The sequence below is a fragment of the Halobacillus halophilus genome (assembly GCF_020171985.1).
Taxonomy (GTDB): Bacteria; Bacillota; Bacilli; order Bacillales; family Halobacillaceae; genus Halobacillus; species Halobacillus halophilus_A.
In genome coordinates this window covers 655,779-669,061 of record NZ_JAIVAL010000001.1, presented here as the reverse complement: position 1 = coordinate 669,061, position 13,283 = coordinate 655,779, and the positions used below count along the sequence as shown (strand labels likewise).

Genomic DNA, 13,283 nt, shown 5'->3' with positions numbered 1-13,283 from the left:
GGTATATAATGGAGAAAAGACTAACAAGTGCGAGGTGACATGAATGAGCTCAATGGACAAAACAATGAGATTTAACTTCTCAGAGGAACCGTTTGACCAGGATGTGCGCTCTGTACTGCTTTCTGTACACAGCGCTCTTCAAGAAAAGGGCTACAACCCGATCAACCAGATAGTCGGTTATTTACTCTCCGGAGATCCAGCGTACATCCCGCGTCACCAGGATGCCAGAAACTTGATTCGCAAAATTGAACGTGATGAATTAATCGAAGAGCTAGTTAAGTTTTATATTAGAGAGAATAAAGAGGGCAATGAATGAAAAAAATAGGTCTAGACGTAGGCGAAAAAACGGTTGGAGTGGCTATTTCCGATGCCTTTGGCTGGACAGCCCAGGGACTAACAACTATTCATTGGGATGAAACTGATTTTAATACGGTCCGCGGACCGCTTCAAAAGATCATTGAAGAACATGAGATCACGGAAGCAGTGGTAGGATTCCCAAAGAACATGAACGGGACAGTAGGTCCTAGAGGAGAAGCCAGCCAGCGTTTTGCCGCGTGGTTAAAAAAAGAGTATAAAATACCATCCCATCTATGGGATGAGCGTTTAACAACAATGGCAGCAGAGCGGGTATTGCTGGATGCAGATGTCAGTCGAAAGAAGCGAAAGAAAGTCATTGATAAAATGGCCGCTGTTATCATTCTGCAAAGTTATCTAGATTCCAAACAATAAGGAGGACGTTTTATCATGGCACTAGAGAAAGAAGAACGTATTGTAATACCAGATGAAAATGGAGAGGAACATTTATTTGAAGTATTGTTCACATTCGATGTAGAGCAGACGGAACAGTCCTATATTGCCGTCATTCCTGCTGAGCAGAAGGAGGGAGACGAGGTAGAAGTTTTTGCGTTTCGATATGAAGAGAAAGGCAACGAAGAAGATGATCTTGCTCTCTACCAGATCGAATCAGATGAGGAATGGGAAATGGTTGAAGAAATGCTGAATACTTTAACGGATGAAGATTTAACCTAAATAAAAGTAAGAAAGAAAAAGTCTGCGAACTGCAGGCTTTTTCTTATGTGAAGCTTCTGGACCATAGAAAATATACCACTGATGTGGAAAGGCTCTCGCATTTTGTAGTATAATGTACCGGATGGAAGGAGGAAGTCTGTTGTCCGAAAGAAATTTCAAAAAAAATTACAAAGCTCGATTGAAAAAACGTACAGAGGAAGCAAGCACGGTGCGAAAAATTGTAGCTTCCATTCTTACAATATTTGTACTTCTTTTACTTATCGGGGGATTGAGCGGTTATTTTTATATTAAATCCGCCCTGGAACCTGTTGATCCCAACGATGAAAGCCAAAAAAGTGTGGAGATACCATTAGGCTCATCCACGTCTCAAATTGCAGGGATTCTTGAAAAGAATGGAATTATAAAAAATGATTTAATTTTTAGGTTTTATACAAAATTTAATAATGAATCAGGATTCCAAGCCGGGGAATATCAGCTCACTTCGTCTATGAAACTGAACGAAATTATTGACTCACTGCAATCAGGTAAACTAATTAAAGATCCGGCATTTAAGGTAACCATTCCTGAAGGACGGACACTCGATGAAATTGCTGGTACTCTAGCAAAGAAATTTCCATTTACTAAAGACGAATTTTTAGAAAAAGTGAATGATAAAGAATATGTAAAAGAACTTATGGAACAGTACCCTGAGCTCTTAACAGAAGAGGTATTAAATGAAGAGATTAAATATCCTCTAGAGGGATACTTATTTGCTTCTACATATCCTATTTATGTAGAAGATCCTACAATAGATCAGGTTGTCCATAAAATGTTAGACCAGACGAAAGAGGTCGTACTGCCTTACAAAGATCAATTGAACCAGCTGGATCTACTTAATGAGGACATGACTGTGCATGATCTAATGACAATGGCTTCTCTATTAGAGAATGAAGCAAGGACTTCTGAGAATCGAAAGAAAATCGCCAGTGTATTTTATAATCGTTTAGAAGAGGAAATGCCCTTACAAACAGACCCTACTGTATTATATGCTTTAGGAGAGCATAAGGACAGAGTCTTATACGAGGATCTTGAAGTTGATTCTCCTTACAATACTTACGAGGAAGAGGGATTGCCTCCAGGTCCGATCTCCAATTTTAATGAAAATGCTTTAAAAGCTGTGGTTCAGCCTGCAGATACTGAATTCTTATACTTCCTCGCTGATAACGAAGGAAATATCTATTATTCAAAAACGTTGGAGAAGCACAACGAAAAGAAAAATAAATACATTAACAATAATTGATTATTGAAGAGGAATGCGAGATTACTCGCATTCCTCCATTTTTGTATGTTAAAATAGTGGGGTTGTAAAATGGATGTAAATCAAATATGAAGGGATGTTAACATCATGGAGCAAGACGCGTATCTGAAATCATTGCTGCCTTCTTCCACTGGACCATTGGCGCACATGGAGTCATACGCAGAGGAAAAGAATATACCAATTATGGAGCCCGCAGGTATACATTTTCTAATGCAGCTGATTCGTATGCATAGACCTGAACGCATTTTGGAAATTGGAACAGCAATAGGATATTCGGCCCTTCGTATGTTGGAGGCTTCACCTGGAAGCAAAGTTGTATCAATAGAAAGAGACGAGGATCGTTATAGAGATGCCCAGCATTTTATTAATAAGCAAGGAGCAGAAGACAGAATTCATCTTCTGTTTGGGGACGCTCTTGAGCTCAAGGAAGAAGTGCGGAAGGAAGGTTGTTTTGACTTCCTCTTTATTGATGCGGCTAAAGGTAAGTATGAAGAATTCTTTCATCTATACGAACCGTTATTATCTGAAGGTGCAGTAATTGTTTCGGATAATGTTCTGTTTAAGGGTTATGTAGCGGACGATTCACATGCAAACAAACGTATGGCAAAAATTGCTCGTAAAATACGTAATTTCAATAATTGGCTTGTTCACAACCCCGATTATCATACGACAATTGTACCTATTGGCGATGGTGTAGCCATTACAATAAAAAAATGACTGGACCGCGTAGTGTTCAGAGATTATGTTTGGGATGAAAGGAGAAACCAGAAACATGAAAGATAAACCTGTAGTTATTGGAGTAGCCGGAGGTACAGGGTCTGGGAAAACAAGTGTAACCCGGTCCATCATCCAGAGATTTGCTGATAAAACCATTTTAATGGTGGAGCAAGATTATTATTACAAAGATCAGAGTCACCTTCCCTTTGAAGAAAGACTGCAGACAAACTATGATCACCCTCTTGCTTTTGACAATGACCTATTAATTGAACATCTTGAACAGTTGATAGATCAGAAATCGGTAGAGAAACCTACTTACGATTATAAGGTGCATACGCGTTCAGAGGAAACGATACACGTGGAGCCTAAAGAGGTTATAATTGTTGAAGGAATTCTTGTGCTGGAAGACGAGCGATTACGCGATTTAATGGACATTAAGGTCTTCGTAGACACGGACGCGGACGTGAGGATCATTCGCAGAATGATGAGAGATATTAATGAACGGGGGCGCACACTAGATTCTGTCATTGAGCAATATATTAATGTGGTCCGTCCCATGCATCTGCAATTCGTGGAGCCTACCAAACGATATGCAGATCTTATTATTCCAGAAGGGGGCCAAAACCACGTTGCTATAGACTTAATGGCAACAAAAATTCAAACAGTCCTTAATGAAACGCAAGATCATTTCAATTGAGAAAATAGTTGAAAACCTTCCAGAAATCTGGCATAGTTTTCAATAGTAGTTCTAGAATATAGTGTCCTCGTGTAAAGTATAGTAATTCATTAATGAGCATACGTTGGTATCGCTCATTTCCTATATGGGGGAACATCAATTTTTTGATGGATTAAAGGAGTGTTCAAAGAAGATGGCAGAAGAAAAAAACTTTTACATGACAGAAGAAGGAAAACAAAAGCTCGAAGACGAACTGCATCACTTGAAAACAGAGCGTCGTAAAGAAGTAGTAGAGCGTATCAAAATTGCACGCGGCTTTGGAGATCTTTCTGAGAACTCTGAATATGATGCGGCTAAAGATGAACAAGCATTTGTGGAAGCCCGCATTACTCAAGTCGAAAATATGATTAGAAATGCCGTTATTATTGAAAATGATAATGACAATCCGGATACAGTAAGTTTAGGTAAGTCTGTTACCTTTCAAGAACTTCCTGATGGAGAAGAAGAGACTTACACAATTGTAGGTAGTGCGGAAGCAGATCCATTTGAAGGGAAAATCTCTAATGATTCTCCTATGGCTCAAAGTCTCATCGGACATGTAGTAGGGGACAAAGTCTCTGTAGCTACTCCAGGTGGAGATATTGATGTTAAGATTGTTACTGTAGAATAATATTAATAAAAAGACAGGGGCTTCCCTGTCTTTTTATTATGGGTTTCTTTCATCATACTCCTCTTGGCTGTTGGTGATTTCTAAAAAAGCTTATAACGCAATAGGGCCGATTAGTTGAAGATTCAGTTTCGAGATATTGGTTATGAGGAAGGTCCTTCGGGGGACGATTTCGCTTTCCGGCCCTGCACGACGAAGGGTCGTTCGACGTTGCCACAGGACGTGGCGGTCTTAGTCGAACTTCTTATATGTGCTGAGCTTCCTCGGGCTTAACAGCCCTGCGGGATCTCACCGATTATGTTCATCCCGCAGGAGTCTGCATCGTCCCCCTCAGAACCTTGCCAAATCAGCTACTCAAAACCACTTAAAATATGTTTTTGATACACAAAATGAGCATGTGAATATGAGGCTATTCTCATGCTGTAAAGATCTGGAATAGCCTGCCATAGAAGCATTTAAGACCAGTTTAGAAGACGAGGATTCTTTCTTCTGGAAGGATCCGTTTTCTCCTGTGGCTGGGCTGGTTGGGAAATGGCGAGACTCCCATGGGAGAAGGAACTAGGTGAGATCCCGCAGGGAGTGAAACGAGCGAGGAAGCTCCTAGTAAAAGGAGGATCGACTAAGGTCGCCACATCCTGTGGCAACGTCGATCGACCCTACGTCGTGTAGGGCCATAGGAAAGCGAGTTATTTCCCAACCAGCCCTTCTCCATTTAACGTAAAGGACCCATTTTATCTCGGAACTGAGTCTTTAGCTAACGGGAGCTTTTCTGTAAGATTAGCATTGAGATTTAACAAAGGCTGTAATCTAACACATTGCCCGGGAAATGGAAAAAAGGATGAAAGTGTTGGTCACCGCGCCCTATTGTTGTATAATTAACAACGAATTCAAAGGAGGAGACTTTAATGGCTGATAAACATACCGAAGGATCAAGGGCTCATCGTTTTGAAAAGAAACGAAAAAGTACTATTCTCATGAATTGGTTAGTAGGAGCTGGAAGTGCACTATTGATCGTTTTTATAGCTATGATGGTTTTTGGCGGAGATGATCAACCAAGTAATGCCAAAGGTTCTGATGAGGAAAAAGCAGTCTTGAATAGTGAATCGGATCAGAAAGAAAACTCAGAAGAGGACAAAAACAATAATGGTTCGACAAACCACCAGACAAACAAACAAGATTCAGAGCAGGAGGAATCAAACGGATCTGATCCAAATAGTAGTTCAAATACTGATTCCAATAATGAAGAGAGTTCTGATGAAGTGGAATCCTCTGAAGAGGAACAGGACAAGGATGCTACTGAAGAGGAAAACGATACTGATACTGTGATTGAAGAAAGTGATAAAGAAAACGTCGCGAAGATCGTTAAGAAAGATTGGCAGCCTGTTCCTACAGAAATGAATACAAGTGGGAATCATACTATATCTTATAATGAAAATTCTCAAGATTGGAATGAACTTATTAAGGCTGTCAGTAAGGCTACAGGTCTTTCAAAAGAAAATATGATCACATGGTGGATTGGAAACGGAGGCAGCTCTCAAAAAGCTGAAGCAACCGTTTCAAACAAAGAAAAGACCGAGCATTACCGTGTATTTATCCAATGGGTAGATGGAGAAGGATATAAGCCTGTTAAATTAGAAGTTCTGGAAGAAAAAGAAGTGAATCGCTAACGAAAAGGGAGAGAGAAAAATGGCAATTGGTATTATAGGAGCAATGGATGAGGAAATCGAAAAACTTCAAACGGAGATGCAGAACACCAACAGAGAAGAAATCGCGGGAAGTCTATTTATTCAGGGTGTTCTTCGTGGAAAAGAAGTGGTCCTCCTAAAATCAGGAATAGGGAAAGTGAATGCAGCAGTTGCAACTAGCATTCTGCATGAGCGTTACGAAGTTGAAGCTGTTATTAATACGGGCTCGGCAGGAGGTTTTGCTGAGCACTTAGATGTAGGGGATATTGTAATATCTGAAGCAGTTACTTATCATGATGTGGACGTCACGGCCTTCTCTTATGAATATGGACAAGTTCCAGAGATGCCTGCTCGCTATAAAGCAGATGAGAAGCTTGTCAATCAAGCGTTGGAAGCGGTGAAGCAAACAGATGCGGTCTCGGCAAAGGGACTGATTGTTACGGGAGACACTTTCATGCAAGAAGAAAGTAAAGTCCAGTTCGTCCGGAATAAGTTTCCACAAATGGTAGCTGCGGAAATGGAGGCCGCAGCAATTGCCCAGGTTTGTTACAGATATGGGACCCCATTTGTTGTAATCCGTGCCTTGTCAGATATAGCAGGAAAGGAATCATCAATTTCTTTCGAACAGTTCTTACCAAAAGCTGCCGAAAATGCGGCAGCTATGATAATGGCTATGGTTACTCATATTGAATAGATAATATTACCATCTCCACTGCAGGGTCAATGTGTTACAATAATAGCCGTGCAGGAGGTGATCTATCCATGAAATCAACGGAATGGATGGAAAAGAAAATCTCAGATTACAAACGCTTTATTATGACTCTATTAATATTAATCAGTTATTTATATATAGGAACCTTAATTAGTATTTTTGAATACCACACAACAATTCACTATTTTCTATACCCAGTTATAGGGGCCGGATTGATTTATGCTTTTCTATTAATCAAAAAGGTTAAAAAGATGCAGCAGATTTTAACAAGTGAATAGCCTTACTAAAGCCACTGACCATTAATCGTTCAGTGGCTTATTTTACGCTTTTTTTCCTTGCTTGCTTTGCTTGTAAAATTCATGGAAGATCTTCATCAATGCTCTTTTTTCAATTCTTGATACATAACTTCTAGAAATTCCGAGTTCTTTCGCTATTTCCCTTTGTGTCTTTTCTTCGGTTTGATTCAGCCCATACCGAAAAATAATAACTTCTTTCTCGCGTTCGTCTAATATAGTAATGAAGTCTTTTATTTTTTCAAGTTCCATGTGAAGTTGAATTTCTTCCACAATGTCTTTAACATCCGCTTGCAATATATCCAATAGATTCAGTTCATTTCCCTCTTTGTCATGACCAATTGGATCTTGAAGGGAGACATCTTTATTCATTTTTTTAGTGGATCTAAGATGCATCAAAATTTCATTTTCAATACAGCGTGCTGCATAGGTGGCTAGTTTTGTACCTTTACCGGTAGAATAACTTTCAATCCCCTTTATTAGCCCGATCGTTCCAATGGAAATTAAGTCTTCAAAGTCTTCTTTTGTATTCTCAAACTTTTTCACAATATGGGCTACCAGCCTCAGGTTATGTTCAATAAGTATATTTCTCGCCTCATGACTTCCTTCTTGCATTAATTTAAGCTGCTTAGCTTCTTCCTCAGAGGAAAGGGGGTTTGGGAAGGCCTGATTCTTGACGTAAGACATAAAGAATAAAGATTCTTTAAAAAAGTAAAGGATGGAAGCGATAATGCTGCTCATACGACGCGCACCTCCTCGATATTTAGGCAATTGCCTACAACATATCTATGTGTGGAAAAGGGTGGATGTGCTTGTACAGGAATAAAAAGGCCTGACCTAGTTTTCCCCATAAAAAGGAGGGTCCTGTTCCTACAGGACCCTCCTTTTTATGACGTGTTTATTTCTCTTTTTGTTCAGCTCGTAAGACTTCATTATAATCATCTTTGACACTGTCTTTCCACAAAGGAACACCGCTTCGGTGAGCGGCCCTTGCTATGACATGTCCTGATACAGGGGCTGTAAGAAGCACAAATAGAATACCTAAGAGGAGCTTTCCACTTACAATGTCATGCTCAATATACAGAAATAAAAAAGCCCCTATCATTATTCCCGACACACCTAAAGTCGAACTTTTAGTCGCAGCGTGTAGTCTCGTATAAACATCAGGTAAGCGAAGAATTCCAATTGAACCCGAAATGATGAAAAAGGTACCTGATAGTAAGAAGAAACAAATGAGGATGTCAAAAATTAAATTAATCCATGTCCCGCTCAATAATAACACCCTTTTCTAAGAATTTCGCTAAGGCAACCGTGCCAATAAATAATAAAATACCGATTAGCAGAATAACGTCGTTAAATTTGGTAGTGACGAGCATGACCGCGATGATGCCTGCCAAAGCCATTAAGTTAATGCCAATGATATCAAGAGCAACAGCCCGGTCCGGATTGGTCGGACCTTTAATAGCACGGTACAATAAAATCATAACGGAAACAGAAACTCCCAGGACCGCGATGGTCGCTGAATACTCGATCAGTTGCTGGGTAACGTCCAAAATGTTGTCCATTAGCGAGTCACCTCCATAATAGCTTTTTCAAAGGTTTCCTTAATTTCGTTAATGGACTGTTCAACGTCCGGGATGTCCATAGCGTGTACATAAATTTTTGTGTGGTCATCACTGACAGCTATGGATAGAGTACCAGGTGTTAAAGTAATTAAATTGGCCAATAAAGTTATTTCAAAATTACTTTTTAAATCAATTGGAAGGGCAAATATTCCTGGCTCTATGTCCAGTTTTGGTTTGTAGACAACTTTAACAATATCAATGTTTGAAAGGACAAGCTCTCTTATAAATAAAAGCATCAATTTAATAAAATTCCATACCCGGTGCATATAGAACGAATCCGGAATGAATCTCCTGAGAATAAATAAGAGACCGATTCCGAGAAGATACCCGACAAGGAAGGTGGAAAATTGATAGCTTTCACTGAGAAACATCCACATGATTGCAATAATAATGTTTAAGACGATTTGAAAAGGCATCAGCTACTACTCCTTTAATACAGAATCAATGTAGAGTTGCGGATCCATTAAGTATTTGGAAATGGATTCAATGGATGGATAGAACCACTCAGCACCGACTCCAAGTAACACGGAAAAGGTTAAAAGCAATCCTATCGGCCAGGCCATCATTTTGCCTTTATGCTCTCTTTCAGGCAGTGGAATTTCAGTTTTCTCTCCCCAGAACCCGCGAATGAATATACGAATCATGGAGAATAGAATAAGAAGGCTTGTTACAAGTCCGACTATGACAATCAGGATTTCTTCTTCTGCCAAACCGCCTCTTAGCAGGAGCAGTTTACCAATAAAACCGCTGAATGGAGGGATTCCTGCAAGTACCAGAGAAGCAATAAAGAACAGCCAGCCTAGCACAGGATAATGGTGAATAAGTCCACCCATTTTTCTTAAATCTGAAGTTCCTGCCACATAAGCTACAGCTCCAACCAGCAGGAAGAGGACACCTTTGATAATCATATCATGGACCAGATAGTAGATAGTGCCGCTAATGGACACTTCTGTAAAGATTCCTATACCCATCAGCATAAAACCAACAGCCGGGATTATATTGTAAGCCACAACCAATTTGATATTGTTGGTAGATAAAGCACCCACTACTCCAAAAATCATGGTTAGTGCTGCCAGGTAAATGAAAAGTGTATGCGTCAGCTGCACGTCCTGGTTGAAGATTAAAGTAAAAATCCTCAAGATTGAATAAATTCCTACCTTCGTTAATAAAGCACCAAATAAAGCTGACACAACTGGGTTAGGTGAAATATAAGGTCTAGGAAGCCAATAGTACAAAGGAAAAACGGCTGCTTTTGTTGCAAAAACGAAAAAGAACATGATGGCTATAGTTGTAAGAATACCTTGTTGCTCCACCTCTTGCACTCGTTCAGCAACTTGTGCCATATTCACCGTTCCTACGACTGAATACAAAAAAGCAATAGTCGTGACAAAGAGCATCGATGAAAATAGATTAATTAAAACATATTTAATGGATTCTCTAAGTTGAGCTTTTCCATTCCCTAAAACGATCAAGCCGTAAGAAGCCATTAACAGTACTTCAAAGAACACGAACAAGTTAAATAAGTCACCTGTCAGGAACGCACCGCTAACACCTGCAATCAGCATAAAGAAGAAGCTGTAAAAGTAAAAAGCTTCCTGCTCTTTGGAAAGGGACTTTGGAGCATAAAATACACACGCTGTTGCTACAAGATTAGAGGTAAAAACGAGCGTCATGGAAAGTAGATCACCAACCAGAATGATGCCGTAAGGAGCAGCCCAGTCGCCCGTTTCCAGAATGATGGCTCCGTTCTGCAGCACATAAAGAAAAATGCCACCAACAACCAGCAAGTTGACCACAGTAAAGACTTGGGAAAATTTTCTTACGATCGTTGTTTTTTTGTGAATGAAGGCCATTATAATTCCAGCGATTAGCGGTAATATAATGGGCAATGCTGTTAAATTACTCATAATCCGTACCTCTCATTTGTTCCATATTATCCGTGCCATTAATTTTAGAAGTTCTGTAAGCCAGCACGAGCAGTAAGCTTGTTACACCAAAACTGATAACAATAGACGTTAAGATTAAGGCTTGAGGAAGGGGGTCTGTGTACTTTTCCACTCCCTCAGAAAGGATTGGAGGTGCTCCCGTCTTTAGTTCACCCATCGTTAATATAAACAAGTGGGCACCATGGGAAATAAGCCCAGTACCAATGACAATCCGTAACAATTGCTTTTGAAGGAGGTTATAAATACCTGTGGTAAATAAAATACCCGCGAGAATCGCCATGATGATTTCCATTTATTATTCCTCCTCCTCTTCTTTACCTCTTAAACGAACGAGACCGTAAATGGCCATAGCGGCAATTCCAAGTACAACGATTTCAAATAATGTATCTAATCCACGAAAGTCTACAAGGATTACGTTTACTACATTATCGCCTCCGCCGAGGGAATGAGACTTTTCAAGGAAATAACTTGCGATTGATTCAAAGTATTTAGAACTATGGGCGGAAATAGCGACCATTGTCATCAACGCCCCAAAGCCAATAGAAATGATTAGATTCAAAGTTCGTGTACTTGCTGATTCCTCTTTTTTCCTCATTTTCGGAAGGTGGTAGAAAGCAAGCAAGAATAAGGCTACTGTAACAGTTTCTATAATTAATTGAGTTAAAGCTAAATCAGGAGCTCTGTATAGCACAAATAACATAGATAGACCGTAACCTACCACTCCTAATATGAGAATCGCAGCTATACGGTTATTTGTAATTATTGTCCCTATAGCTGCACTTATCATAAGTACGGCTACAAATATTTCAGGTAATGTAACCTCTGCCAAATTGCTAGTATCAACTGTAAATCCACCAGTAATCGCCATAAAAGCAAACGTTACGACGAGGATGGCGGCAAGTACTAGACGTACATAACGACTTAGAGAGCCATTCATATACCCTTTCGTTACGATGGTTGAATACGACTCAAGGCGGTCGACCATTCCATCGTAGACCTTATTGAAACTTAAGGTGCCGGGAAGGTAGTTATAGACCGGCTGCCAGAGCTTACGTGAAAGAACTAAAACGGTTCCTAAGAATACCACTGTTAATGACATAATGAGCGGGGTGGAAATACCGTGCCAGAATTTAATGTGATGTTCGTGAATTTCCATTCCTTTTACTGCACTAGCTGCATGCTCTATAAAAGGTTGATTAATCAAGTGGGGGAATAGGCCTATAACTATAACCGCAGCTACTAAAATAATAGGAGATAATAACATGCCCCACGGAGCTTCATGTGGTTTTTTCGGTAATTGATCAACATTTGATTTACCACGGAAGCTGCTGAAAAAGAAATACATAGAATAAACAAACGTAAAGATACTTCCGAAAACAGCTAAATAAGGAATGATAGACATCAGAAAACCGGTAATGCCTTCCCCGGAAACCTCTAAATGTAAGGAGGCATCAAAGAAGAGCTCTTTACTATAGAAACCGTTCAAGAAGGGCAGCGGAACCCCGGCCATAGAAAAAGAAGCTAACAAAGCTATGGTAGCTGTAATGGGTAGAAACGTCATTAAGCCGCCGAGTTTTCGAATGTCGCGCGTTCCAGTTTCGTGGTCCACGATGCCTGCGACCATGAACAAGCTGCCTTTAAAGGTAGCGTGGTTTAGAATATGGAAAACCGCCGCAAATACCGCAATTTCTGTACCAAATCCAAGCATAGCCATGATCATTCCCAATTGGCTGATCGTGGAAAAAGCAAGGATGGCTTTCAAGTCGGTCTGTCGAACCGCCATATAAGATCCCCAGCAAAGGGTAACGATACCTGCAGTGGATACGATAATGAAGAACCACTCACTTGAGGACAGCATTGGAGAATAGCGAGCGACCAGGTAAATCCCCGCTTTTACCATAGTAGCGGAATGAAGGTACGCACTGACCGGCGTTGGAGCTTCCATTGCATCAGGTAACCAGATGTGGAATGGAAACTGAGCTGATTTTGTGAAGGCTCCTAATAAAATAAGTCCCAATATTAATGGGAAGAACTCGCTGTTTAAGATTAGTTGTTGTTGGTCGATCATACCTTGAATGCTTGTTGTTTTAGTCAATACACTCATAAAAATAAGTCCGCCAAGTAAACTTAGTCCGCCAAATACAGTAATAAGCATGGATTTTAACGCACCATACCGGGATTCTTGCTTAAAGTTCCAAAAGCCAATCAGCAAGAAGGAGGATAATGAAGTGAACTCCCAAAAACTGTATAACACGAACACATTATCGGAAAGCACTACTCCAAGCATAGACCCCATAAATATTAAAAAGTACACATAAAAATGTCCCAGTTGCTCTGATTTATGTAAATAGTAAATCGAGTAAAAGGCAACTAGGGCACCAATCCCGCTTATTAATAACACAAACAATAAACTGAGACCATCTAGATAAAATACTACATTCATATCTAGTGAAGGTATCCAAGAGTACTCTCTTGTTAAAGGTTCAAACCCTGTCCCAATAAAACGTACAAAATAAATGAAGATGATCGCGGGAATCATGGTGACGAAAATCCCCGGATGAAATTTATCTTTCCATTTACTAATAAATGGAATCGCAATTGCAAAGATAAAAGGCAATAATACTACCAGCAGCATC

General features: G+C 40.0%; 17 protein-coding genes. 10 read left to right on the top strand and 7 right to left on the bottom strand.

All coding sequences use genetic code 11. From position 1 onward, the window contains the following. Positions 1-43 precede the first annotated feature (43 nt). From LCM11_RS03505 to LCM11_RS03460, 10 genes are all read left to right on the top strand, one after another. Positions 44-316: an IreB family regulatory phosphoprotein gene (locus tag LCM11_RS03505; protein ID WP_014643848.1), complete on the top strand. Its 273-nt coding sequence runs from the start codon at positions 44-46 to the stop codon at positions 314-316. Then, on the top strand, positions 313-729 hold the full coding sequence (ruvX, locus tag LCM11_RS03500) for a Holliday junction resolvase RuvX (RefSeq protein ID WP_224892858.1): 417 nt from the start codon (positions 313-315) through the stop codon (positions 727-729). Before LCM11_RS03505 ends, ruvX begins: the two co-directional genes overlap by 4 nt. Positions 730-744: 15 nt before the next feature. Continuing rightward, a complete protein-coding gene (locus LCM11_RS03495) occupies positions 745-1,029 on the top strand; it encodes a DUF1292 domain-containing protein (protein WP_014643846.1) in 285 nt (94 codons plus the stop codon). Between the two features lie 139 nt (positions 1,030-1,168). After that, complete coding sequence (gene mltG / locus LCM11_RS03490) at positions 1,169-2,308, top strand: endolytic transglycosylase MltG (RefSeq protein WP_224892857.1); 1,140 nt, start codon at positions 1,169-1,171, stop codon at positions 2,306-2,308. 105 nt (positions 2,309-2,413) lie between these two features. Continuing rightward, a complete protein-coding gene (locus tag LCM11_RS03485; RefSeq protein WP_224892856.1) occupies positions 2,414-3,043 on the top strand; it encodes an O-methyltransferase in 630 nt (209 codons plus the stop codon). A 55-nt stretch (positions 3,044-3,098) separates the two neighbouring features. Then, positions 3,099-3,740 carry a uridine kinase gene (gene udk, locus LCM11_RS03480; protein ID WP_224892855.1) on the top strand — a complete coding sequence of 214 codons (642 nt, stop codon included), beginning with the start codon at positions 3,099-3,101 and terminating at the stop codon, positions 3,738-3,740. Positions 3,741-3,912: 172 nt separating this feature from the next. Next, on the top strand, positions 3,913-4,389 hold the full coding sequence (greA, locus tag LCM11_RS03475; protein ID WP_089749013.1) for a transcription elongation factor GreA: 477 nt from the start codon (positions 3,913-3,915) through the stop codon (positions 4,387-4,389). A 902-nt stretch (positions 4,390-5,291) separates the two neighbouring features. Continuing rightward, positions 5,292-6,053, top strand: coding sequence for a YrrS family protein (locus LCM11_RS03470; RefSeq protein WP_224892854.1), 762 nt, complete (start codon positions 5,292-5,294; stop codon positions 6,051-6,053). Between the two features lie 19 nt (positions 6,054-6,072). Next, positions 6,073-6,765 carry a 5'-methylthioadenosine/S-adenosylhomocysteine nucleosidase gene (gene mtnN, locus LCM11_RS03465; protein WP_224892853.1) on the top strand — a complete coding sequence of 231 codons (693 nt, stop codon included), beginning with the start codon at positions 6,073-6,075 and terminating at the stop codon, positions 6,763-6,765. 68 nt (positions 6,766-6,833) lie between these two features. Continuing rightward, the gene (locus tag LCM11_RS03460) at positions 6,834-7,061 is read left to right on the top strand and encodes a YrhC family protein (RefSeq protein WP_224892852.1); all 228 of its coding nucleotides are present in this window, start codon (positions 6,834-6,836) and stop codon (positions 7,059-7,061) included. 42 nt (positions 7,062-7,103) lie between these two features. On the opposite strand, the gene sigK is transcribed toward LCM11_RS03460, so the two are convergent. The 7 genes from sigK to LCM11_RS03425 all read right to left on the bottom strand — a co-directional run bounded on the left by sigK (position 7,104) and on the right by LCM11_RS03425 (position 13,282). After that, on the bottom strand, positions 7,104-7,817 hold the full coding sequence (gene sigK, locus LCM11_RS03455; RefSeq protein WP_014643838.1) for an RNA polymerase sporulation sigma factor SigK: 714 nt from the start codon (positions 7,815-7,817) through the stop codon (positions 7,104-7,106). 157 nt (positions 7,818-7,974) lie between these two features. Next, entirely contained in the window at positions 7,975-8,349 is a 375-nt protein-coding gene (gene mnhG, locus LCM11_RS03450; RefSeq protein ID WP_224892851.1) for a monovalent cation/H(+) antiporter subunit G, read from the bottom strand. Beyond that, the gene (locus tag LCM11_RS03445) at positions 8,330-8,641 is read right to left on the bottom strand and encodes a Na(+)/H(+) antiporter subunit F1 (RefSeq protein ID WP_224892850.1); all 312 of its coding nucleotides are present in this window, start codon (positions 8,639-8,641) and stop codon (positions 8,330-8,332) included. Before LCM11_RS03445 ends, mnhG begins: the two co-directional genes overlap by 20 nt. Beyond that, a complete protein-coding gene (locus LCM11_RS03440; protein WP_224892849.1) occupies positions 8,641-9,117 on the bottom strand; it encodes a Na+/H+ antiporter subunit E in 477 nt (158 codons plus the stop codon). The genes LCM11_RS03445 and LCM11_RS03440 overlap by 1 nt, the downstream gene beginning before the upstream one ends. A 6-nt stretch (positions 9,118-9,123) precedes the next feature. Then, positions 9,124-10,608 carry a Na+/H+ antiporter subunit D gene (locus tag LCM11_RS03435; protein WP_224892848.1) on the bottom strand — a complete coding sequence of 495 codons (1,485 nt, stop codon included), beginning with the start codon at positions 10,606-10,608 and terminating at the stop codon, positions 9,124-9,126. Continuing rightward, on the bottom strand, positions 10,601-10,939 hold the full coding sequence (locus LCM11_RS03430) for a Na(+)/H(+) antiporter subunit C (RefSeq protein WP_014643833.1): 339 nt from the start codon (positions 10,937-10,939) through the stop codon (positions 10,601-10,603). Before LCM11_RS03430 ends, LCM11_RS03435 begins: the two co-directional genes overlap by 8 nt. A gap of 3 nt (positions 10,940-10,942) precedes the next feature. After that, positions 10,943-13,282 carry a Na+/H+ antiporter subunit A gene (locus LCM11_RS03425; RefSeq protein WP_224892847.1) on the bottom strand — a complete coding sequence of 780 codons (2,340 nt, stop codon included), beginning with the start codon at positions 13,280-13,282 and terminating at the stop codon, positions 10,943-10,945. Position 13,283: the final 1 nt, after the last annotated feature.